At 38.3% G+C, this 22,738-nt stretch carries 21 protein-coding genes and 1 pseudogene; 3 read left to right on the forward strand and 19 right to left on the reverse strand.

The window, feature by feature from the left end; genetic code table 11:
* Positions 1-53: 53 nt before the first annotated feature.
* The gene (locus QM923_RS02835) at positions 54-503 is read right to left on the reverse strand and encodes a SprT family protein (RefSeq protein WP_414291045.1); all 450 of its coding nucleotides are present in this window, start codon (positions 501-503) and stop codon (positions 54-56) included.
* Positions 490-2,619 carry a Tex family protein gene (locus tag QM923_RS02840; protein ID WP_414290803.1) on the reverse strand — a complete coding sequence of 710 codons (2,130 nt, stop codon included), beginning with the start codon at positions 2,617-2,619 and terminating at the stop codon, positions 490-492. The genes QM923_RS02835 and QM923_RS02840 overlap by 14 nt, the downstream gene beginning before the upstream one ends.
* 155 nt (positions 2,620-2,774) lie before the next feature.
* Between QM923_RS02840 and QM923_RS02845 the strand changes: the two genes are divergently transcribed.
* From QM923_RS02845 to QM923_RS02855, 3 genes are read left to right on the forward strand one after another with little or no spacing between them, the layout of a single operon-like run.
* Positions 2,775-2,915: an SPJ_0845 family protein gene (locus QM923_RS02845; RefSeq protein WP_414290804.1), complete on the forward strand. Its 141-nt coding sequence runs from the start codon at positions 2,775-2,777 to the stop codon at positions 2,913-2,915.
* On the forward strand, positions 2,916-3,821 hold the full coding sequence (locus tag QM923_RS02850; RefSeq protein ID WP_414290805.1) for a permease: 906 nt from the start codon (positions 2,916-2,918) through the stop codon (positions 3,819-3,821).
* The gene (locus tag QM923_RS02855) at positions 3,818-4,633 is read left to right on the forward strand and encodes a TIGR03943 family putative permease subunit (RefSeq protein WP_414290806.1); all 816 of its coding nucleotides are present in this window, start codon (positions 3,818-3,820) and stop codon (positions 4,631-4,633) included. Before QM923_RS02850 ends, QM923_RS02855 begins: the two co-directional genes overlap by 4 nt.
* Positions 4,634-4,726: 93 nt before the next feature.
* Here the strand turns inward: QM923_RS02855 and QM923_RS09635 are convergent.
* The 17 genes and pseudogenes from QM923_RS09635 to QM923_RS02935 all read right to left on the reverse strand — a co-directional run.
* Positions 4,727-4,843: pseudogene (locus QM923_RS09635) on the reverse strand (tetratricopeptide repeat protein); the annotation flags it as partial.
* 17 nt (positions 4,844-4,860) lie between these two features.
* Complete coding sequence (locus QM923_RS02860; RefSeq protein ID WP_414290807.1) at positions 4,861-5,913, reverse strand: hypothetical protein; 1,053 nt, start codon at positions 5,911-5,913, stop codon at positions 4,861-4,863.
* A gap of 8 nt (positions 5,914-5,921) precedes the next feature.
* On the reverse strand, positions 5,922-6,698 hold the full coding sequence (locus QM923_RS02865; RefSeq protein WP_414290808.1) for a nucleotidyltransferase domain-containing protein: 777 nt from the start codon (positions 6,696-6,698) through the stop codon (positions 5,922-5,924).
* 19 nt (positions 6,699-6,717) lie between these two features.
* Complete coding sequence (locus QM923_RS02870) at positions 6,718-10,068, reverse strand: DEAD/DEAH box helicase family protein (RefSeq protein WP_414290809.1); 3,351 nt, start codon at positions 10,066-10,068, stop codon at positions 6,718-6,720.
* A 28-nt stretch (positions 10,069-10,096) separates the two neighbouring features.
* Positions 10,097-10,690, reverse strand: a complete 594-nt coding sequence (locus QM923_RS02875) for a restriction endonuclease subunit S (RefSeq protein ID WP_414290810.1) — start codon at positions 10,688-10,690, stop codon at positions 10,097-10,099.
* A 22-nt stretch (positions 10,691-10,712) separates the two neighbouring features.
* Entirely contained in the window at positions 10,713-11,678 is a 966-nt protein-coding gene (gene xerA / locus QM923_RS02880; protein WP_414290811.1) for a site-specific tyrosine recombinase/integron integrase, read from the reverse strand.
* A gap of 114 nt (positions 11,679-11,792) precedes the next feature.
* Positions 11,793-12,206, reverse strand: a complete 414-nt coding sequence (locus QM923_RS02885; protein ID WP_414290812.1) for a type II toxin-antitoxin system death-on-curing family toxin — start codon at positions 12,204-12,206, stop codon at positions 11,793-11,795.
* Positions 12,203-12,439: an AbrB/MazE/SpoVT family DNA-binding domain-containing protein gene (locus QM923_RS02890; protein ID WP_000260607.1), complete on the reverse strand. Its 237-nt coding sequence runs from the start codon at positions 12,437-12,439 to the stop codon at positions 12,203-12,205. Before QM923_RS02890 ends, QM923_RS02885 begins: the two co-directional genes overlap by 4 nt.
* A 59-nt stretch (positions 12,440-12,498) precedes the next feature.
* The gene (locus QM923_RS02895; protein WP_414290813.1) at positions 12,499-13,590 is read right to left on the reverse strand and encodes a restriction endonuclease subunit S; all 1,092 of its coding nucleotides are present in this window, start codon (positions 13,588-13,590) and stop codon (positions 12,499-12,501) included.
* The gene (locus QM923_RS02900; protein ID WP_414290814.1) at positions 13,587-14,147 is read right to left on the reverse strand and encodes a restriction endonuclease subunit S; all 561 of its coding nucleotides are present in this window, start codon (positions 14,145-14,147) and stop codon (positions 13,587-13,589) included. Before QM923_RS02900 ends, QM923_RS02895 begins: the two co-directional genes overlap by 4 nt.
* A 12-nt stretch (positions 14,148-14,159) precedes the next feature.
* Positions 14,160-15,617: a type I restriction-modification system subunit M gene (locus QM923_RS02905; RefSeq protein ID WP_414290815.1), complete on the reverse strand. Its 1,458-nt coding sequence runs from the start codon at positions 15,615-15,617 to the stop codon at positions 14,160-14,162.
* A 142-nt stretch (positions 15,618-15,759) separates the two neighbouring features.
* A complete protein-coding gene (gene aguB / locus QM923_RS02910; RefSeq protein ID WP_414290816.1) occupies positions 15,760-16,635 on the reverse strand; it encodes an N-carbamoylputrescine amidase in 876 nt (291 codons plus the stop codon).
* 9 nt (positions 16,636-16,644) lie between these two features.
* The gene (gene aguA, locus QM923_RS02915; protein WP_414290817.1) at positions 16,645-17,730 is read right to left on the reverse strand and encodes an agmatine deiminase; all 1,086 of its coding nucleotides are present in this window, start codon (positions 17,728-17,730) and stop codon (positions 16,645-16,647) included.
* Entirely contained in the window at positions 17,727-18,854 is a 1,128-nt protein-coding gene (gene nspC / locus QM923_RS02920) for a carboxynorspermidine decarboxylase (protein ID WP_414290818.1), read from the reverse strand. The genes aguA and nspC overlap by 4 nt, the downstream gene beginning before the upstream one ends.
* The gene (locus tag QM923_RS02925; protein WP_074325005.1) at positions 18,854-20,113 is read right to left on the reverse strand and encodes a saccharopine dehydrogenase family protein; all 1,260 of its coding nucleotides are present in this window, start codon (positions 20,111-20,113) and stop codon (positions 18,854-18,856) included. Before QM923_RS02925 ends, nspC begins: the two co-directional genes overlap by 1 nt.
* Positions 20,110-20,970: a polyamine aminopropyltransferase gene (speE, locus tag QM923_RS02930; RefSeq protein WP_178895034.1), complete on the reverse strand. Its 861-nt coding sequence runs from the start codon at positions 20,968-20,970 to the stop codon at positions 20,110-20,112. Before speE ends, QM923_RS02925 begins: the two co-directional genes overlap by 4 nt.
* A complete protein-coding gene (locus QM923_RS02935; protein WP_414290819.1) occupies positions 20,971-22,425 on the reverse strand; it encodes an aminotransferase class I/II-fold pyridoxal phosphate-dependent enzyme in 1,455 nt (484 codons plus the stop codon).
* Between the last annotated feature and the right edge of the window lie 313 nt (positions 22,426-22,738).

Consider the following 22,738-nt stretch of genomic DNA (forward strand, 5'->3'; position numbering starts at 1 on the left):
ACCTCTTTCGGTATTCTTGAAATAAGTATAACATGAAATAAAAACTACTTGCATCAGTCCTTAGGCGGATTTTGCAAAATGAGTTTGCCACGACAGAGACCACAACGATAACGTTTGGTATTAATTCGTCGCTTTCGTTGATAGGTTTGGTGACAAGTCTGACAAGTATAGACTAGAACTGGTGTTTGACTAACACTTGGTAAGGGAGGAACAAAGCGGAGTCCGTCTACTTCTTTTAACAGTTTCTTAAAGGCTACATCTTTATGTTTATATCCCTTGCCCTCATAGTATAGATGATAATGACAGAGTTCGTGACGGACAATTTTCCGAAAAACCTCTAAACCAAGTTCTTGATAGACTTTTGGATTAAAATCCAAATGCCCATCCTTTGGAAAGAATCGCCCACCTGTCGACCGTAGGCGAGTATTCCATTGAGCTTGGTGTTTAAAAGGTTTCCCAAAGTCTTCTAAAGAAACTTGTCGAACGTAATTAGTTAGATTCATCTGGTGCAAGGAGCGACAGATTTACTTTTTCGCGTTGGACATCGATTTTCTTTACCCAAACGGTTACCAAATCACCAACTGAAAGGACTTGACTTGGATGCTTGATGAATTTCTTGCTCATATGAGAGATATGGATCAGGCCATCCTCGTGAATACCAATATCAACAAAGGCACCGAAGTCAACGACGTTACGAACAACGCCCTCAAGCTTCTGGCCAACTTTCAAGTCTTTGATATCCAAGACATCCTGACGTAGGACTGGAGCATCAAAAGAATCACGGAAATCACGACCTGGTTTTAAAAGATCTGCAATAATATCTTTAAGAGTTTCTTGACCGAGGTCTAGCTCTTTAGCCATATCCTGTATTGATACAGACTTTAGCTTAGCTTGCGCTTCTTCATTCAAGTCCTTAATATCCAAACGTTTAAAGAGTTCCTTGACTGCAGCATAGTTTTCAGGGTGAACACCTGTGTTATCAAGGATATTGCTACTTTCAGGGATACGGAGGAAACCTGCAGCCTGTTCAAACGCTTTAGCACCTAATCGAGGGACTTTCTTGATTTGGGCGCGTGAAGTGATTTTACCTTCTTCTTCACGATACTTAACGATGTTTTCTGAAATCGTTTTGTTAAGCCCTGCAACATGGGAAAGTAGCGCTGGACTGGCTGTGTTGACATTGACACCGACTTGGTTAACTACTGTATCAACAACAAAGTCAAGACTTTCAGACAGTTTTTTCTGACTAACATCGTGCTGATATTGACCGACACCGATGGATTTGGGATCAATTTTAACCAATTCAGCAAGTGGGTCTTGCAAGCGACGAGCAATAGAAATAGCAGAACGTTTTTCAACAGTTAACTCTGGAAACTCTTGACGAGCAAGTTCACTAGCTGAGTAGACAGATGCCCCGCTCTCATTGACAATGACATAGCTGACCTCAGGAAAATCTTTAAGTACTTCAGCGACAAAGGCTTCGCTCTCACGACTAGCAGTACCATTACCGATAGCAATGATTTCCACACCATATTGGCCAATCAAATCTGCCAAATCTCTCTTTGCTTCTTCAATCTGACGAGCTGAAGCTGGTTTGACGGGATAAATGACTTGCGTTGTTAGCATCTTCCCAGTTGCATCTACAACTGCAAGCTTGGCACCTGTACGAAAGGCAGGGTCAAATCCAAGGACCACTCGCCCTTTAAGAGGAGCAACAAGGAGAAGATTTCGAAGGTTGTCTGAGAAGAGTTGAATAGCTCCTTCTTCTGCCTTTTCTGTTAGCTCAGTGCGAATACGACGCTCAATAGCTGGTAAGACTTTTTTCTTAACAGATTGCTGAATAACTTCGTCTATATAAGCATTCTTAACCTTAAAACGAGCAGCAAAGAAAGATAGAATACGCTCAGTCGCATGCTCAAAGCCAATTTTCAAAATGCCTAGCTTCTCACCACGATTAAGGGCAAGCGTACGGTAACCTTGCATGTTTGCAACTGTCTCTGAGAAATCGTAATAAATCTGAAAGACTTGTTTTTCATCAAGACTCTCATCTTTGACTTGAGAAGTAATCTTAGAACGTCTAAGTACCTCTTGATATGTCATTGAACGTAAATGAACATCCTCAGATAGTGCTTCAACCAAGATGTCTACAGCCCCAGCCAAAGCTTCTTGAGGAGTTTCGAAACCTTCACAGACAAATGCATCTGCTTCTTTTTCTAGGTTAGAAACATTTTGTAAAATTAAACGAGCAAGTGGAAAAAGTCCAGCCTCACGCGCAATCGTTGCCTTGGTGCGACGTTTCTCCTTATAGGGAAGATAGAGTTCTTCTACATCTGCGAGTTTTTCAGCTGAGAGAATTGCTTCTTCTAACTCCTTAGTTAGCTTGCCTTGCTCTTTGATTTTTGCTAAGACCGCTTCCTTACGATCATTTAGAGCAGTTAAACTCTTATCGAGGTCGATAATAGCCTTAATGGCCACCTCATCTAGACTTCCGGTCATATCTTTCCGATAACGGGCGATAAAGGGGATAGTTGCTCCTTCTGCTGTCAAAGACAAGACAGTATCAATCTGCTTTAAAGTTACACCCAAATCTTGGGAAATTTTTTCATATTTTTTATCCATGAAACTATTATACCATAAGGAAGAAAGCTTGTTTTCATTAATTTGTTGCTTTATTTAAACTTTATAAAGATAAAAGCCATGTTTATTTTAAAATCCAACCATTTCTTAGAAATAATAGTATAATAGTCTTAACTAAAAGAATCGAGGTATGCCTTATGGCTGTTAAATTTACAAAAACTGATGACTTAGATAAGATGTTCGAAGAATTCGCTAAACTACCTGATTTGAAGCAAGTAACATTTCCAGATGACAAGGAGAAGAAAGAGAAGAAAGAGAAGGCAGAAAAGAAAAAATAGATGACACTCTTTCAAAGTTTACCTTCTAGTGTGCTACAAGCTGGTGCCATTTTTCTTTCAATTATCATTGAAGCTTTACCCTTTGTCTTAATCGGTAGTATCATCTCTGGTGCCATTGAAGTCTATGTCACTCCTGAGAAGGTTTATAAATTTCTCCCTAAAAATCGCTTGGGGAGAATCTTTTTTGGTAGCTTCATCGGTTTCCTCTTTCCCTCTTGTGAGTGTGGAATTATCCCTATCATCAATCGCTTTTTAGAAAAAAAGGTTCCAAGCTATACAGCGGTACCTTTTCTAGTAACGGCTCCTATCATTAATCCCATCGTACTTTTTGCGACTTATTCAGCCTTTGGTAATTCAATTCAAATGGTCTTACTCCGAGCTTTGGGCGCTATTCTAGTTGCTACTATATTGGGTATCTTTCTTGGTTTTGTCTGGGAGGGACCTATCCAAAAAGAAAACAGATTGGCTTGCCATGAGCATGATTTTTCTCACTTGACTAAAAGTCAAAAACTGCTTCAGGTCTTTATCCAAGCTATTGATGAATTCTTTGATATGGGGCGTTACTTGGTCTTTGGCTGTCTTTTTGCAAGTATAGTCCAAGTCTATGTTCCAACTCGTATCCTGACATCTATCAGCGCATCACCACTACTTGCGATTGTTCTTCTGATGGTCTTATCTTTCCTACTATCCCTCTGTAGTGAAGCGGATGCCTTTATCGGATCTTCTCTTCTATCAAGTTTTGGCTTTGCTCCAGTGCTTGCCTTTCTGGTTATAGGTCCCATGCTTGATGTCAAGAACTTACTCATGATGAAGAATTATCTCAAGACACGCTTCATTTGGCAATTCATGACAATTGTAACTCTTGTTGTTCTTGTCTATTCTTATCTAGTCGGGGTGATGCTATGATTCGATTTCTTATCTTATTTGGCTATTTTATCTTAACCCTTTATCTGCACCTATCAGGTAAGCTCAATCAGTATATAAACCTCCACTACTCATATCTGGCTTATATCACTATGTTTTTATCTTTGTTACTAGCCATTGTTCAGGCTTATATTTCTTTCAAGCGTTTTAAAGAACATAGTCACTTACATAGTTTTTCAGCCAAGCTTGCTAGTTTTTTCCTCTTAAGTTTACCCTTGTTAGTTGGATTTACCTTTCCAACTGTCACTCTGGATTCACAAACAGTATCGGCAAAAGGATATTATTTCCCTTTGTCGGAAGGAACTGACAAGGCAATCCAAGCAAGTGAAGGAACGAGCAGTCAGTTTCTTAAGCCGGATACGAGCAGATTTTATTCACAAACAGCTCATGAAAATATTATTCGAAAGAGTGCTGATAAATACTTAGCTCAATCTAGTATAGTTATCAATGATGAAAATTACCTGGAGGTCATGGAAGCTATCTATGATTATCCAAATGAATTTGAAGGCAAGGAAATCGAGTTTATTGGCTTTGTCTACAACGATCCAAATCATACCAATAGTCAATTTGTTTTTCGCTTTGGTATTATGCACTGTATCGCTGATTCAGGCGTTTTTGGACTTTTGACTACAGGAAACACTAATCACTACGAAAATAACACCTGGGTGAAAGTCAAAGGTAAGATTAGCAATCACTATCACAAAGAACTCAACCAAGTCCTCCCAACCCTTGAAGTCCAGTCCTTCATCAAAGTGGACAAACCCGAAAATACTTATGTTTACAAAGAATTTTAAAAAGTAGCCTGAGAGGGCTACTTTTTCTTGTTTATTAAGTTTTTAACTTCCCGGGCTCCGATTTGATCTCCTGCTTTTTAAAGAGCTTGATAGGCCCCATAAATTGAGAAGGCTGTAATCCTTGCAAGTTTCTAACGAGAAAGTTTCTGAGACTAATTTCTTGGCCTCTTCAATCTTCCCCTCAAACAATAATTCCCAGGCTTGATTCATGCTTATTCACCTCTAGCTCATGTCGTATAGAAAAATATTGACAAATCGCTATCAGACTCGTATTTTTTCCAAGCTAAACTGAAGCCATAATAGTCTTCAAATTCTGGATGCCAGTCATAATAAAGTGGGATACGGCTAAATTTTCTTGCAACTACTTCATCTTCAAATTCTGGGGACTCTCCTGCAGTAATTCCAAATTGAAGACCATTCATTTCCCAGGTATTTCCCCAAACATTTTCGTCTGATAGAACATCAATCCAACGAGAGGCATCAATATCAAAATCTGCACATAACTCTAAAGTAAAGAATTTTCTATAGTTTACTTTGGCGGGCTTAATATAAAAGGCACCATCCACCTGATACTTTTTATCTCTGGCTTGTATTTGTGAGATTTTCATTGGAATAGGAACTCCATTTAACTCTAACCAAAAATGTCCCAAGGGAGTTTTGATTCCATTGTAGATTTGTTTAGAATCTACTTTTACTTTTTTCAAGCAAGCATCTAAAATCCTTCCATGTTTAACTATATTTGTACAAACTATTGTAGAAGTCAGTGGATCAAAATCTGTATACCTACGAATGACACGTTTTAACTTTTCGACGGGAAAAGTGATATCCTTTGGTAGGGCATGATACTTCTGGACAACTAAAGCAGTTTTTTCGGTATTTTCCTTCCCGGTTGGAACAATCACAGCATGTCCAATATGGATATTTGGGTCGTCACAGATATAAGTATAACCATTTCCACCTTCTTGAAACTCAACAACTACAATATTTAACTCTTGATCAGGATCGAAAAGTGGTTCAGCTTTTGCACTGGTCTGGCGCTCATAAAAAGTGAAACAATTTGGATTATCCTCTTCGCCAAAGACCATAAAACTACCACAATTTGGGCACTTCCACATATAAAAGGAAGCCTCCGAAATGTCTTCATAGGAAATTCTATCATGTTCGTCAGTATTGTTAAAAATATCTTCAAGCAACTCATCCGAATAAACCGAATAAGCATTTGGATCAGGGGCTTTGTGGTCGTTCATTGCTTGCCCACATCTACAAGTCCATTTTCCCATAATTAACCTCAGTCACTACTTAATTCTTCGATGAAAAATTGATTGAGAGCTTTCCAGTCTTTCTTTTCCTCTGTAACACTTTGGACGTAGTCATCCAGCTCTTGGATATTTTTGATGATAAAGTCCTGAATTGGCTCTATCGGCTCAATTTCCATTCCTTCAGGTCCCTTTAACTTGATATCAAGCAATCTAGACACATGCTCTTTCATTTCATCAGGGAGGAGTTCTTTGACCAAATCATCAAACAAAATCGGTGGAACAGAATGATGTTTTTCAATCCAACGACAAGCTAAAATGGGACGAAGTGCATAGAAATACTTTTTAGGTTTGACCATGTCTCCTGAAAGATACTTATTCATTTGAGTTCTAGCAGTATTCAAGTAATGGTGGAGCATCTTTTTCTCGGAAAAATACTGACTGACAAGCGGACGGATACGGTCAATAAAGCTTTCGTCTTGCTGGTAAACGATTGGCGACTGTAACCACTCAAAGAGGGTTGGATTTGACTTATAAAGCAACTTTAAAGCCTTGTCCAAATCCCAACCACTCACATCCCATGTATCGTCAATTGGTAGTTCGATGACATCTCGATGATCGTTCAAGCTTAGATAAAAATCTTGCTTGTGCTTGTATACGAAACGCACATCAAAGTCACTATCAGGAGACTCGAAGCCCCAAGCTCGACTGCCAGACTCAATTGCCCATAAAACTGTAACATCATAATCACGCTCAATTTCTGCAAGTTTTTCAGGTACCAGAACATTCATTTCTTCTTGTGTTTGCATGGTGATTTTCTTTCTATATTCAAGCTACTTCTTCAGCGCGATTATTGATTAAGTCAATTGTTTGGACAATATTCCTCAATACTGGTATTTGATGTTGAAATAGTACTTGTACGGATCCATAAGATTTAAACGGTTCTTGTGTCAGCATCGACTTATCCATATAACCATTTTCAACGACATAATCGACAATCAATTTCACAAAAGAAATTTGCTTAGCATTAAGACTTTCATCTGATAAGAACTTAGAAAATACTTGATTAGCAGCCTCTCTATTCAAACCTATAATCTCACGAACTAATCTAGGAATAGCCTTGTTCTCATAGTGCTGCTGATAGTCAGATTTACTTCCTAATTTTTCCCATAATAGAGTTTCTAATGCTAATAAATCTTGAGAGGTCAATTTTTCATTATGGTATAACTTAGAAATTGCTTCATCATCTAGATGAGTTTTCAAATAATGTTCAACTTTTTCATTATAAGATCGCAGGTCATTGACTTGTAAATATGGCTTAGTATCATGGACAGTGGAAAGAATGTGATCATCAAAATTGACATAATATATAGTGCGTTCCTGTTTATCCAAAAACTGTAGTAAATCTCGAAGCGCAAGGCGTATTTTTTCAAGTTCAGACAAGCTTACTTCCTCCCAAAATTCAGGTTCTTGTACTTTCCTGATAATTTCAGCCTGTGCAAAGACCTGAGGGATATTGCTGACAGAAGCAAGGGCCTGAGCAGTTTTCATAACTTGAGATATATGAATCCTTGATGGCTTGGAGGTTAGTTGTCCTACTTGAATTTCTAACATCCATAAATCAAAGCGTCTAGCCATTTCATTTTCATTATCTTCATTAAACATGAGAGGAGATATATGAGTATGAAGATTTTCACATGAAATCGTTGTAAGATTTTGCCAATTTTCTAATTTTTTATAGGTATAAACCATATCTAAGACCATACGAACTCTAAAGTCTAACTCATTCAAGTCCTCTACATGGCTATGAAGTTCTGAGACGAGTTGCTGACGATACTCTCTTGCAAATGGATCCTCTTGATAGTGAAGGTCTTGCAGTTCATGAATCAAGTCCACCTTGATATTAAACAAACGCTGTGCCAAGGGAACAATATGACGTCCATTTCCTTCTCTAGGATCTGCTTTGAAGTATTCAAAGTTGTCACCATAATCAAATACCAAAAAGTTTTCCTTATCCTGATCAGGTCCAAACAAATCTTTACAGAGACGGGTTCCACGACCAATCATCTGCCAAAATTTTGTTTTTGATCGCACTTTCTTGAAAAAGACTAAATTGACAACCTCTGGAACATCAATACCTGTATCCAACATGTCAACTGAAATTGCAATTTGAGGGTATTTCTCTTTGATTTTAAAATCATCAATCAAGGTCTGATAATGTTTAATACTGTAATCAATCACCTGAGCATAGTCGCTCCCCTTTTCAGGATATCGTTTATTAAAAATCTCTCTAATAAATTCAGCATGATGATGATTCTTTGCAAAGATGATAGTTTTTCCAATATCATCACCCGAAGCCGTCTGAATCCCTCTCGTCATTAGTTCATCTAGAACAATCTCTACTGTACCTTGATTAAAAATAAAGGAATTAAAAGCTCCAGCATCAATGTCTTTTTCTAGACTATCATCTTCAAATTGGCTATCAAAATATTCTTTATCTTCTTGGGATAGATCATCGTAATGAAGCCCATCCGTTGGTAGTTTTAACTTAGTTTCAATCGAATGATAAGCTACTAAATAACCATCTTTTACAGCCTCTTCCAGGTCGTATGCGTATGTTGGAACACCATTCTCCAAGTTAAAAAATCCATAAGTATTTTTATCAAGATCCTGACGAGGTGTGGCCGTTAAGCCTACGATTCTAGCATCAAAATAATCAAAAATAGTCTTGTATTTTTGATAAATGGAGCGGTGGGACTCGTCAATAATGATAAGATCAAAATGACCAACAGTAAAAGGGCGTTGAATGACTTCTTCCTGATCACTAATAGCTCCAATCATGGTCGGATAAGTAGAAAACACCATACGACTTGATCGTGCCCCAGCTTTATCCTCTAAAAAGTTACAAACCGAAAGATCTGGAAGTAATTTCCTAAATGAATCATAGGCTTGTTTTACAAGAGATGTCCGGTCAGCTAGAAAGAGAACATTTTTGACCCAATTGTGACGTGATAGGATATCAACAAGAGAGACTGCTGTTCGAGTTTTCCCAGAACCAGTTGCCATTACCAAAAGAGCTTGTCTTCGATTGTTGGAAAAAGACTCACAAACACTTGCAATCGCATGTTTCTGGTAATATCTTCCAGAGATATCGTCTCTGATTTTACTAGAAATATCCTCAAGTGGTTTTTGCAAGTGTCGTCTGTCCATCAATAATTGCAATTCTTCTTGCGAATAGAATCCTGCGACCTGGCGACGATTTACACCATCAAGAATGTAGTGCTTGAGGCCATTTGTAATAAAACAAATCGGTTGGTAACCTATTTTTTCCTCTAGCGCTTTAGCATATTCCTTAACTTGTACTTCACCAACTTCTGGATTAACTGCAGCCTTTTTGGCTTCAATAATTGCTAAAATCTTTCCATTTTTACCATAAAGGACATAATCACAATAACCTGTTCCCGATCCGTGTTTCAGTCCATTAACAGCGACTTCAACTCGACAATTTTCTTCAAATGTCCAACCCGCTAAGCGTAAATCAATGTCAATAAAGAGTTTTCTCGTCTCAGCCTCAGATAACTGATCGATATGAAAAGAAACCTCTTGCCGTTGAGCAGCAGTTTCACGTTTTTCTGTATAATTTTCTTGAACTTCCAAGGACTGTACAGCCATTTGTTCATGAAAGTCAGGCATAAGAGGTAAACTGTCTTGCAGTTCCACCATGGCTTGTGGTGTTTCTCTTTTCTTGACATTCTCTGAAATTGGCAATAACTTCTCGTCAAAAAAACGTTCCACAAACTCATTGCTGTAGCAGTAATCAATAAAGTTTACGAACTGGTACAAATGATGTAAGGCTAAAATCGCTTCACGTTCCTTGATCTCCCCACCATGAGCAGCATGATTGCCCCAACGTATCAAGAGAACCATCTGACTATGAAGCTCTGGATCTACGATTTCTCTAAAGTCATCATCCCACACCAATGATGACAAAGTAGCACGATAAGGGGCTTCCAAATAAGAATCATGGCTATAAATCCAATGAACAGCCTGCTCCAAGGCACGACGTGCCATGAAAGCTGTCGCTACAGTAGATGTCCCAATCATATTCTCAGCTTCTATACAGGGCTTTGAAAAAGATCCATACTCCTCGTTATTTAAAAGAAAATCAAAATTTCCCATTTTTCTCTCACTTTGATTAAATAGATACCTATATTATACTAGATTTCAGGCTATTTCTCCACAGTTTTATAGCCTTCTGACAAGCAAATTGTGATTTGTCAACCTGAGCCACAAAGTCTGCGAACTCATTTTGGAGAGAAAGAGGGGGGAGGGGGAATCCTATTTTTCCAAGTTCCGATGCAGTTATTGCCATTTTTACTCCACTACCTTTTGACTTAATCTTTTCTATATCCATATAGTCACTTAGCATAAATTTAAAGAAAATTGGATTATACTTAGAATTATCTAATCGAATTTTCATAATGGAAGGATGCATAATACCCAGAGGGGCATTATTGGGTACTTGAAAAATTTCTCCGATTGTTCCTCTACAACTGACTATTATATCTCCACCATAAATTGAAAACCTCTTTAACTCTTTATATTTTTTTTCATCAACATATCTAGTTTCTAAATTCATCGTTTTTTTTATAGCATGTTTTTGTTCATATACCATGCAATATGCTTTTTCTTTTGAAACAAAATAATCATTTTTTAAAGAACTACCAAAAGGGCCAATAAACATTTCTTTTACAGAATTATTTAATCTTTCTACATCAAACTTCGAAATATCCCCAAACATCTCGTTAAATCGGGATTTGCTCCTAAGAGATGAATTTCTGATGGGAATGTTTTACATTACTTTGGTTGACCATAGCATAGGCTAAGGTTGTGTCAATTTTACTGTGACCTAGCAGTTTTTGGACTTGTTCGATAGGCATTCCCTTATCAATTGCCTTTGTTGCTAGTGTTCTTCTAAATTTATGTGGGTGGACCTTTTGGATTCCAAGCTTTTGACCTAACTTTCTTAATCGAATCTCAACACCAGCTATTCCGAGTCTCTGGGCTTTTCCAAGCAAGGTAACAAAAAGAGCTGGATGATTATCTTCTCTGCTATGGATATAGTTTTTTAAATGGATTTTCGTACGAGCATCAAAATAAACAGGTCTCTCCTTTTTACCTTTGCCAAATACAACACATTCACGATTTTCAAAGTCAATATCTGAGCGATTCAGCTGCACAAGTTCTCCCACACGCATTCCTGTTGAAGCTAGTAGATCGATCATTGCTAAATCCCTTAAGTTTTCACAATTGTCTCGCATGATTTCAAGATGTTCATCGGTATAAGTTTCTTTCACAGTTTGTTCGGTCTTAATCTTTTTAATCCGTCGAATAGGATTTTTGATGATATATTCTTCCTGCTCAAGCCAAGCAAAAAACGAAGACAGGATGCGTCGGATATTGTCCAAATTTGCTTTACTGCAATCTTTTTCTGACTGATACTGAGCTAGATAACTTCTCAAATCATCTGTTGTCAGTTGTGTTACAGACTGCTTTATGCTTGTAAATAAGTTTTCAATGGTCCTTTGATAATAACGAATGGTTTTTGCACTACACCCCTCCACCTGTTTAGCAGTAATAAACAAAGCTAACAAGGAATTATTCGTATACTTCTGTTGATTTACACCATTTACTAAATGGCGCTCTAAACTCTCCCGCAATGCTAATAATTGTGCATTGTTTAAAATGGGGAGCATTTCTTGAATGATGATTGTCACTTTTGTTTCCATATTTTCTCACTTTCATTATTTCAATAAAAAGAGACAATATTAGTTTTCTGCATTACAGAATTCTAATACTGTCTGTTTGTCTATTTTTTACTTATAGGATTTAAACATCCAAACTTAATTGTTGCCATTAACTCTAAATGAATTTTCAGATACCCATTTGGTGTAGGAAGCTAACTTTTCATCTGTCAATGCTTCTACTGCGATAGTAACGCACATAGCGACCGCTTCTTCAACTGTTACAGAAAGACGATAACCATTTAACTGTAGGAATTTCACTAAAATGAAGAAAGCAGTTCGTTTATTAGCATTGGCAAAAACATGCTTCTTGATCAATTGGACAAATAGTATCGTTGCCTTATCAAAAATTGTCGGATAAAGAGGTTTACCGAAGACAAATTGTTCTGGTAAATTGACAATCATATTTAAGGCAGAAGGACTAACTGTTTGAATTTTTTCATTAGGTGAATACCGTTCAATTGCTAGAGCATTGATTTTCTCGATTTGCCTTTCTGTCAGATAGACTGTCATTTTTCCACCAAAGCTTTGAAAACATCATCGTATTCGTCAAAAATTTTGTCCAAATTTAAGTCAAAGGCATCATCAGATACATAAGAAATCTGATGCCCAGACTCTTCGGGAGTAAAGATAATTTCACCACTTGGTAACAATTTCGCTTCGTATTTTACACCACTTGGAATATTGAATTCGCTTGGAATGGTGATGGTGATTGAATTTCCTTGTTTTCTTGTTTTTACTACCATCTGATTTCCTCCTTTGAAGTATTATAACAAATAATTACCGTAATTACAATGATAGAATATCAGCCAAAATACTCCTGCATGAGAGATTTCTTCAAAGTTTCAAGTTCTTCTAGTGATTTTTGAATTGCCAATTGTGATTTGTCTACCTGAGCCACAAAGTCTGCGAACTCGTTTTGGAGAGAAAGAGGGGGGAGGATATATTTCTGTTTTTCTAATGGTTTTTGAGTTATCTTTGGTTGACCTGAGAAATCAGCAAATCTACTAAAATCAATTACTTTCATTAATTCTAATAAAAATACAAGGTTAAAATCTAAATTTTTAAACTCTTTTATATATATAGCATTGTCACTTATCCATACCTTACCGTGAGTAGTTCTTACATTACCACAATATGCACCTACACGACCAATGATAATAGTTGGATTATCAATTAAATAATTCCGACTTTTCCAAGCAATACCATTTCCACCATAGGCAGGGTAACCTTCAAAAATTCTATCATTTTTATCAAGAAATTTTCCACTTGAAAATTTAAAACACTGCTGTCCCGTTTTCTCTGCAAATTTCTTGTCATTATTTATAGGATCACCAAACATCTCGTTAAATCGGGATTTTACAAGATTTAAGAGTAATCTAGATTGATGTCTTCTTTTTAAAATCTGATTATCTAAATTCTCTAAATTCTGAATAATCTTTTCTTGAATATCAATATCTTTATGGAACGTAACTTCAAACTCCGAAAATTGAGTTTTATTGATTATTGGGACAACGGGTGCATTGGAAATAAAATCTAATTTAGGTTTATTATATAGCAATAAATATGCTAAATATTTAGATAAAATTAATTCATTCGGAACAATTGCATTAATTTGTTGATTAAATGATAATTCAGATTCAGAAATCATAACTTTACCAATTATACCTATACAAGTTACTAATACCGAATTTTTGGGGACGATTCTGGCACTGTTTCGTGCATTCTCAGATACATAGTTTTTATTTCCTTTTGATGACGAAATTTCATCTATAGTTTTAAAGTCATCTGGTTTTATAAAAGGGATATCATTACTATCATAAAATTCTAATGTTTTTTTACTAGGTGTATTTCCTGTAATAATTTTTCCAAGATCACCCAACTTCACTTTCTTCACGCAACTACCTCCTCGAAATATCGGGATTTGACGAGTTTTGATAATTCAGATAGTTGTTGTTTACGAGATTCAATTAATTTGTTAACACCATCTAATCTTAAAACAATTTGCTGTTGCATAAAAGGCTCGTTGTATACAATAGATAAGTTATTCAACTTTGCCTTGTTTAACGTTTTACCCATCACAGCCCTGTCTGTTAAACTATCAAAATTCATTCCTTGTAGTGCATAGTAAAGATATTCATTAAAAAGCATCTTATTATTTTTAACCACAAAATTAGCTATTGCTTCGTTTGTGTACATATTTTCAGCAAGAATCCCAACCTTGCCAATAGATAACTTAAAACTCATCACAACTGTCCCTTTTGAAACAATTTGCATTTTTTCTTTTTCGACAGCTTCTTGAGTTATTTTTTCCTTAGTAGTACATAATATTTTCCCTTTCATATCAGAAATGGATAACCAAGGATAGTCACCTCCCCAATATAAAGTTTGAGAACGATTTGGTGTCTTGCCAATTCTTATTTCACAAACTTCCCCCAACTTCACTTTTTTCATACGTTCATCTCCCTACTTTAGTAATTCTTCTAACTCTGCTAAGCCAGCTTGAATTTCTTTTTCTAGTTCATTGATTTTCTTTAAGATGACTTCTGTTGGTTCATACTCAACTTTTTCATACTCGATTTCTTTGTATTTATTGATGGACAAATCAAAATCATTTTCCTTAATCTCATCAACTGGAACAAAGAAGGACTGGTCTGTTCTCTTACGTTCTACTTCTTTATCTAATTGATGGTATCGTTGAATAATATCTGGAATATCATTTTCGTTGATAGACTGGCGTTTATCATCTAAACTCAGACCGTCTGCTTTCATATCGTAAAACCAAACCTTATCCGTTCCACCATTTCCAGTCTTAGTGAAGATAAGGATAGCGGTTGAAACCCCTGCATAGGGCTTGAAAACACCACTTGGCATTGAAATAACTGCATCTAGTTTATGGTGCTCAACGATTTCCTGACGAATCCCTTTATGAGCTTTAGAGGAACCAAAGAGGACACCGTCCGGTACAATAACAGCTGCACGTCCACCTGGCTTCAAAGTGCGTAAGAAAAGGGCAAGGAAAAGCAACTCTGTCTTCTTAGTCTTTATCGTAGCCAACAAATCACCAGAGGTTGAATCATAATCAAGAGATCCTTTGAAAGGTGGATTCGCTAAAACTAGAGTATATTTATCAGCTTCTTTATTATCTTGAGAAAGCGAGTCTAGATAGCTAATTTGTGGATTCTCAACTCCATGGAGCATCATGTTCATAGCACCAAGTCTCAACATTGTCGTATCCGTATCATTCCCATGAAACATAGTATTGTGGAAATGCTTTACACTGTCAATATTTGTTTGCCACTCTTCTTTTCTTCGATCTAGGTAGCGACTTGCAGAAACTAAAAATCCTGCAGACCCCATGGCAGGATCTGAAATAATATCTTTAATTGTCGGTTGCATGAGCTCAACCATCATATCAATGATATGACGAGGAGTACGAAATTGACCATTTGCCCCTGCCTGAGATAATTTTGACAATAGATACTCGTAAATGTCTCCAATATCTTTTATATCCGTAGGTAACTCATCCAGAGCAGCTATCGCTTTTTGTAAGGTAGCAGGTTTATTGATTTGAAAAATAGCATCCCTCATATAACGTGAAAAAGCTGTATCGTCAGTATCCCCCTTCAGATTCTTAATAAATGGAAAAATCTCTTGTGACATCAGGCGATAAACTTCTTGCGCATCTCCTAAGTTCTTAAAGGTTGACCAACGATATTCGGGTTTATCTTTTGGGAAAATTCCCTCATAGGGAATACCTAGAAATTCAGCATCATTTTCTCGTCCAAGTTCAACTCTGTCCAAATCCTTCATAAATAAAAGATAAGTCAATTGCTCAATGTTGGTCAAAGGATTCGCATTTCCCTCTGTCCATAACATTTCCCATAGCTGATCAATCTTATTCTTTAATTCGCCTGTAATCATATTTTACCTCTCAAAATGTTTCAATTTTAAAAAACTGTCATTTAAATTTTTAAAACTTCTTATACCCTATTTTATCAGATTTCTAATACTTTATCAAAAATTAATATAGTATATAAATAAAAAGCCTATAGTAGGCTTTTTATCATCTAACAATATCTTTATACATGTCTGGTCTTCTGTCTCTAAACAAGCCCCAATTTAGGCGCTCGCTTGCTCCCTTGTCTAGGTCATAAGTAGCTAACAGAACAGCTTCAGCTTGTCTTTCAGCTTGCTCTAGAATAGCTCCGGTTTCATCGGTCATGAAGGACGAACCGTAGAAGTTAAGACTGGAACTTTGTCCTCCATTTTCTTCACAAGGAGTGACTTCTTCTAAACCATAACGATTGGCTGCGATAACTGGCACAATATTTGCTGCTGCATGTCCTTGCATGGTACGTTGCCAATGACCACAACTATCTGTATCCAAAATCGGCTCTGATCCAATGGCAGTTGGATAAAAGAGTAATTCCGCACCATTTAACGCAAGACAACGGGCAGTTTCAGGGAACCATTGGTCCCAACAGATCCCGATACCAATCTTGGCATAGCGAGTGGCCCAGACCTTGAAGCCTGTGTTTCCAGGTGTGAAAAAGAATTTCTCCTGATAATAATGGTCATCTGGGATATGAGTTTTACGATAAACTCCTAATACCTCTCCATCCGCATCAATGACAGCAATAGAATTGTATAAGACATTACAATCTTTTTCATAGAAACTGATCGGTAAAACGACCTTTAGTTCCTTGGCAATCACTTTAAAATGCTGAATAGCCGTATTTTCTGTCACCGACTGGGCATACTGGTAGTAGTCATACTGACGTTCCTGACAGAAATAGGGACGTTCAAATAATTCAGGCAAGAGAATAATTTGGGCTCCTTTGTCTACAGCTTGTCGAACTAAACGTTCAGCTGTTTGGATATTGGTTTCCACATCCTTAGCGCATTGCATCTGAATAGCTGCAACCGTTACATTTCTCATCTTTTTCTCCTATTCTGGAATTTGTTGGGTAATACAGTGGATATTTCCACCACCTAAAAGAATATCTCTTGCAGGAATTCCGACAACTTCACGGTCTGGAAAACACTGGCTCAGAATATCCAAGGCCACTTGATCGTTTACGTCCTGAAATTGCGGCACTAATACAGACTTATTAGCAATGTAAAAATTCACATAGGAAGCTGCTAGTCTTTCACCTGCATAACGCTCTTCTTCGCCTTCTTCATAAGTATAGCCCGGCAAATCTTCCTCTGTAACTACTTGATGAATAGCTGGGATTGGAAGTTTATGAATAGTGAAACTACGGCCTTTTGCATCGGTTTCCTTCTCTAAAAGAGCTAGATCTGCTACAGACATGGCATACTGAGGATCATCTTGGTCGTCCGTCCAAGCTAAAACAAGCTCTGCAGGACCAACAAAGGCTGCAACATTGTCGACGTGTTCATTTGTCTCGTCTTGATAAATACCATAAGGCAACCAAATGACTTTTTCGGCACCAAGGCTCTCTAGTAAGGTTTTTTCAATCTCTTCTTTAGTCAGGTGAGGATTACGACCAGGACTGAGCAAGCAGCTTTCTGTAACAAGAATCGTTCCTTGGCCGTCACTGTGTATAGCTCCGCCTTCCAGTACAAAAGGTTTGGCATCATAAACAGGTATATCTAAGATTTCTGCAAAGCGACTGGCTACTTGGTCATCTGCTTCATAGTCTTGGTAGAGACCGTCAACAGCACCACCCCAGGCATTGAAAGACCAATCTACCGCCAACTTTTCCCTTTGATCATTGAGGAGAATAGTTGGACCTGTATCACGAGCCCAGGCATCATTTGTCGGAATATCTAAATAGACAACCTTGTCTCCTAGATAGGATTGCGCTTCAGATAGATAATCCTGGTCTACTAAAAGGTAGACTGTTTCCCCTTGGGCAATGGTTTTGATAATCTGGCTAAATGCTTGTTTTGCAGCCTTTCCTTGAAAAGGCCAAGATCCGGGTCGAGTTGGCCATATCATGAGAGTTCCATGATGGGGTTCATACTCTGCAGGCATACGATAACCTAATTTCTTTGGACTGTCCATCATGATAATCTCTCCTTAAAGTCTTGGTAGCCAAAGGCTTTGACTAGACTGCACTCACCCTCTTTATCCATGAGATACAAACTTGGAAGCCCAATGCCATTAAAGGTATTATTTTTGACAAATGAGTAAATAGCCATGTCTTCAAAATAGAGGCGATCGCCGATTTCAATCGGTTTTTCGAAGCTGTAATCCCCAATGATATCCCCTGTCAGGCAAGTATTTGAAGAGAGTCTATAAGTATAAGGTTTTTCTTGCGCTTCAAATCCATCTCTCAATGGGGGGCGATAAGGCATCTCAAGAACATCTGGCATATGGCAGCTTGCTGAGGCATCTAGCACCAAGGTCTCAATCCCGTTTTCAACAATATCCAAGACTTCTGTCGCTAGATAGCCCGCATTAAGGGCAATAGCTTCACCTGGTTCGACATAGACGTCAAGGTTATAAGTTTCTCGAATGCGTTTAATCTCAGAAATCAGTAAGTCCACATCATAGTCATCTCTCGTAATATGATGACCACCACCCATATTGAGCCATTTAACTTGGTGCAAATAAGCTCCAAACTGCTCTTCTACTGCTTTCAAAGTCGTTTGTAAATCATCTGCCCCTTGCTCACAGAGGGTATGAAAATGAAGTCCGTCAACCAAATCCAATAAATCACTTGGTATCTTATCCAAAGTTACTCCAAAACGAGAGCCAGGAGCACAAGGGTCATAAAGCGCGTGGTCACCCTGCGTTGAACATTGAGGATTGATGCGAAGACCCACACTGATACCAACTTCGCGACAATGTTGACCATATTTTCGTAGTTGTCTCTCTGAGTTAAAAACAATATGATCCGATATTTGCAGTAGCTCTTCCATATCTGATTCCTTGAAAGCAGGCGCAAATACATGGACTTCCCCTAGGAATTCTTCTCTAGCTAACTTCGCTTCATAGAGTCCACTAGCTGTCGTACCTGATAGATACTGGCTAATCAAAGGATAGGTTTTATAGAGAGAATAAGCCTTTTGAGCTAGTAGAACCTTACAGCCGGTTTTTTCCTGAACCTGTTGCAGAATGCTACAATTTTCTTCTAGTTTTGCTAAATCAATGACATAGGCTGGCGTTGGTACTTGTTCTAGCTTCATTAGTCCACCATTTGTGGGTTTTCTACCACAACCCATGGCAAACCGTATTTATTTAAAGCTTCCATGAATGGGTCTGGATCCAACTCTTCAAGGTTATAAACTCCTGGTTGTTTCCAAGTACCATCCATCACTAATTTTGTCCCAATCATGGCTGGAACACCTGTTGTGTAAGAAATGGCTTGTGAACCAACCTCTGCATAGCACTCCTGATGGTCGCAAACATTGTAAATATAGATTGTCTTTTCAACGCCATCTTTGACACCTGTAAAGATACATCCAATATTAGTTTTACCAACAGTACGTGGGCCAAGGCTTGCAGGATCTGGAAGCAAGGCTTTCAAGAATTGGATTGGTACGATTTCTTGTCCGTTAAAATTAATAGCATCTGTACGAAGGAGACCAACGTTTTCCAAGCATTTCATATGCGTTAGATAAGATTGACCAAAAGTCATAAAGAAGCGAATGCGTTTGACACCTGGAATATTCTTTGCTAATGATTCGATTTCTTCATGGTGAAGAAGGTACATGTCTTTTTGTCCAACTTGAGGGAAATCATACTCGCGTTTGATAGACATAGCTTCGACTTCTACCCATTTTCCGTCTTCCCAGTAAGAACCTGGTGCAGAAACCTCACGTAGATTGATTTCTGGGTTGAAGTTTGTTGCAAATGGATAACCGTGGTCACCACCATTACAGTCTAAAATATCGATATAGTGGATTTCGTCAAAGTAATGTTTGAGTGCATAAGCTGAAAAGACGCTGGTTACACCTGGGTCAAAACCAGAACCAAGCAAGGCAGTCAGGCCTGCTTCCTTGAATTTTTCTTGATAAGCCCATTGCCATGAGTAGTCAAAGTAGGCTGTAAAACCAAGTTCCTTACAACGTTTCTCATAAATAGCACGCCATTCAGGATCTTCTGTGTCCTCAGCCTCATAGTTGGCTGTGTCGATATAGTGAACTCCCGTTGCTAAGCAAGCGTCCATAATGGTCAAATCTTGGTATGGTAAAGCTACGTTCAAAACAGCTTCTGGTTTGTAACTTTCAATCAAGGCAATGACTTCTTCTACCTTGTCAGCATCAAGAGCAGCTGTCTCAATCTTAGTATTTGTTTTGCCTTCTAATTTAGCCTTCAAGTCATCACATTTTGACTTTGTACGGCTAGCAATCATAATTTCTTTAAACGTTTCGCTATCTTGGCAAATCTTTGAAATAGCAACTTGGGCAACTCCCCCACATCCAATAACTAATAAACGACTCATTTTTTTCCTTCCTCTTCTTCTAAAATGTCTTCTACATACTTAGGCAACATAAAGGCACCCACATGTAAGTTTGCAGTGTAATATTCTGTGAAAAGCTGGCGTTTTTTCCAGCCTTCCTTGTCAAAATCTTTGACAGGGTGATATTTTTTCGATGCAAATCCAAACAACCAATAGCCAGCAGGACTAGTTGGGATATGTGCTTGGTAAACCCTGCTGATTGGAAAGGCTTGATTGACCTTGCGGTGCATACTACGGCAAGCAGACTCATCTTCGTCAAAGAAGGGACTACCATGCTGATAGATCATGATTCCGTCTTCTTTCAAGGCTCTATAGCTATTGCCGTAAAATTCCTTGGTAAAGAGCCCTTCCGTATGGCCAAATGGATCTGTCGCATCGTTGATGATGATGTCGTAATCATCTTCACAGTTTCTCAAAAATCTCAGTCCATTTTGGTAGTAAATGGTGACGCGAGGGTCATCAAGTCCTGCAGCAAAGTCTGGAAAATATTCTCGACAAACCTCAACCAGCATCTCATCTGGTTCTACAATATCGATTTGTTCCAATTCTGGATAGAGTGTTAATACTTGGGCAACACCACCGTCACCACCCCCAATAACCAAGACTTTCTTTGGATTGGGATGGACAGCCATAGGAACGTGAACTGTCATTTCGTTGTAGACGAAATCATCCGCATCTGAGAATAAAACATGGCCATTTAAAATCAAAATCTTTCCAAAAGCTGGTGTATCCAATACTTCTATATCCTGCCATTCACTTTGACCAGAATACAGCTGTTTGGCTGTTCTCAATGATAATTTCACATCTGGAGTATGAACTTCAGAAAACCATAAATCCATCTAGTTCTCCTTTCTTTCAATGACATTGATATGATTGACCTCTGGATCTTCCGTACCTTGGAGGGAACAACCACGTTCCTTGGCGAATTGGATATAATCCACAATTTCTCTTGTAATGCGTTCACCTGGCGCTAGGATTGGAATCCCAGGAGGGTAACACATGACAAATTCCCCACAGACTTGTCCAACGGACTCGTCCAAGGTTAAGCTTCTTCTCTCTGAATAGAAGGCTTCCTGAGGAGATAGCACCAACTCTGGCTGGATATATTCTCCAGCGATTAAGTCCTTCCCATCTCGTGAGTATAGTCTCTTGATATCAGCCAAAGCACCAACCAAACGTTCAATGTCTTGGATACGGTCACCAATCGAAATGTAGGCCAAGATATTCCCGATATCACCAAACTCAATCTGAATGTCATATTCATCCCGTAAGAGATCATAAACTTCAATCCCTGTTAGACCGATTCCCTGAGTGTAGACGGACAACTTAGTCACGTCAAAATCACAAACGGACACTCCGTCTACTAACTCTTTTGAATAGGCGTAATAGCCACCGATGGCATTGATTTCACGACGAGCATACTCAGATAACTCAATAACTTTCTCAAACGACTCTTTCCCACGAAGGGCAAGGTTTCTACGAGAAACATCGAGACTAGCCATTAGCAAGTAAGATGCTGATGTTGACTGTGTCAGGTTAATAATCTGACGTACGTACTCAGGATTCATCTGATCGCCAACTAAAAGAAGAGAGCTTTGAGTCAAGCTACCACCGGACTTATGCATAGATACAGCTGACATATCTGCTCCTGCATCCATAGCGGATAGAGGAAGTTTATCTGTAAAGTGCAGATGAGCACCGTGCGCCTCGTCTACTAAGACTTTCATTCCTGCGGCGTGAGCCATCTCTGTTAACCCCTTAAGGTCTGAACAAATCCCATAATAGGTTGGATTGTTTATTAGGATAGCCTTGGCATCCGGATGTTCCTTAATCGCTTGGGCAACACGCTCATTTTCAAGCCCCAAAGCAATACCGATTTTTGGATCCACACTCATCTCGATATAGATAGGAATAGCACCACATAAAACTAGAGCATTGATGGCTGACTTATGAACATTTCGAGGAAGGATGATTTTATCACCGGATTTACAGGTGGAAAGAATCATGGTTTGCACGGATGAGGTTGTCCCACCAATCATTAGAAAGGCATGAGCAGCACCAAATGCTTCTGCTGCTAGCTCTTCCGCTTCTCTGATAATCGAAATGGGATGTCCTAGATTATCCAAGGGCTTCATAGAATTGACATCGATCCCAACACATTTCTCACCCAGAAGTTCAACCAACTCTGGATTCCCACGGCCACGCTTATGACCAGGTACATCGAAAGGTACAATTCTTTTTTTTCGTAACTTGACCAGTCCCTCATAAATAGGAGCTTGGTTTTGATTTAACATTTTAGAGACATACTCCTTTATCATAGTTATTTTCACCTTATGCAAGGTTCTAAAGGATACTTATGAAAAAAGAGCAGGTTGGCACCTGCTCTACAATCTACTGACGTGTTTATGTTTGTTTCTTTTGAGTATGTCTGTTCCTGATGTTTCCTAACTCTCTAGTAGCAAATATTACGTACTTTATTGATCGTTTCACAAGATGACGTGTGCTTTCACCACACTAACAAATCTTTACGAATTAGGACGAGTGTCCTAACATCAACTTATAAAAGTAGGCTTTTAACCCTATCAATAATGCGGCTTTTCAACCACG

Source organism: Streptococcus infantis (assembly GCF_047463275.1).
Lineage (GTDB): Bacteria > Bacillota > Bacilli > Lactobacillales > Streptococcaceae > Streptococcus > Streptococcus infantis_AF.

Bases quoted from the DNA above. Each gene is read 5' to 3' on its own strand.
- xerA (WP_414290811.1), bottom strand. From the start codon at position 11,678: ATGGAAACAAAAGTGACAATCATCATTCAAGAAATGCTCCCCATTTTA.
- QM923_RS02905 (WP_414290815.1), bottom strand. From the start codon at position 15,617: ATGATTACAGGCGAATTAAAGAATAAGATTGATCAGCTATGGGAAATG.
- QM923_RS02890 (WP_000260607.1), bottom strand. From the start codon at position 12,439: ATGGTAGTAAAAACAAGAAAACAAGGAAATTCAATCACCATCACCATT.
- QM923_RS02850 (WP_414290805.1), top strand. From the start codon at position 2,916: ATGACACTCTTTCAAAGTTTACCTTCTAGTGTGCTACAAGCTGGTGCC.
- aguA (WP_414290817.1), bottom strand. From the start codon at position 17,730: ATGATGGACAGTCCAAAGAAATTAGGTTATCGTATGCCTGCAGAGTAT.
- QM923_RS02925 (WP_074325005.1), bottom strand. From the start codon at position 20,113: ATGAGTCGTTTATTAGTTATTGGATGTGGGGGAGTTGCCCAAGTTGCT.
- speE (WP_178895034.1), bottom strand. From the start codon at position 20,970: ATGGATTTATGGTTTTCTGAAGTTCATACTCCAGATGTGAAATTATCA.
- QM923_RS02935 (WP_414290819.1), bottom strand. From the start codon at position 22,425: ATGTTAAATCAAAACCAAGCTCCTATTTATGAGGGACTGGTCAAGTTA.
- nspC (WP_414290818.1), bottom strand. From the start codon at position 18,854: ATGAAGCTAGAACAAGTACCAACGCCAGCCTATGTCATTGATTTAGCA.
- QM923_RS02885 (WP_414290812.1), bottom strand. From the start codon at position 12,206: ATGACAGTCTATCTGACAGAAAGGCAAATCGAGAAAATCAATGCTCTA.
- QM923_RS02845 (WP_414290804.1), top strand. From the start codon at position 2,775: ATGGCTGTTAAATTTACAAAAACTGATGACTTAGATAAGATGTTCGAA.
- QM923_RS02860 (WP_414290807.1), bottom strand. From the start codon at position 5,913: ATGGGAAAATGGACTTGTAGATGTGGGCAAGCAATGAACGACCACAAA.
- QM923_RS02900 (WP_414290814.1), bottom strand. From the start codon at position 14,147: ATGAAAAAAGTGAAGTTGGGGGAAGTTTGTGAAATAAGAATTGGCAAG.
- QM923_RS02865 (WP_414290808.1), bottom strand. From the start codon at position 6,698: ATGCAAACACAAGAAGAAATGAATGTTCTGGTACCTGAAAAACTTGCA.
- QM923_RS02875 (WP_414290810.1), bottom strand. From the start codon at position 10,690: ATGTTTGGGGATATTTCGAAGTTTGATGTAGAAAGATTAAATAATTCT.
- QM923_RS02835 (WP_414291045.1), bottom strand. From the start codon at position 503: ATGAATCTAACTAATTACGTTCGACAAGTTTCTTTAGAAGACTTTGGG.
- QM923_RS02855 (WP_414290806.1), top strand. From the start codon at position 3,818: ATGATTCGATTTCTTATCTTATTTGGCTATTTTATCTTAACCCTTTAT.
- QM923_RS02870 (WP_414290809.1), bottom strand. From the start codon at position 10,068: ATGGGAAATTTTGATTTTCTTTTAAATAACGAGGAGTATGGATCTTTT.
- aguB (WP_414290816.1), bottom strand. From the start codon at position 16,635: ATGAGAAATGTAACGGTTGCAGCTATTCAGATGCAATGCGCTAAGGAT.
- QM923_RS02840 (WP_414290803.1), bottom strand. From the start codon at position 2,619: ATGGATAAAAAATATGAAAAAATTTCCCAAGATTTGGGTGTAACTTTA.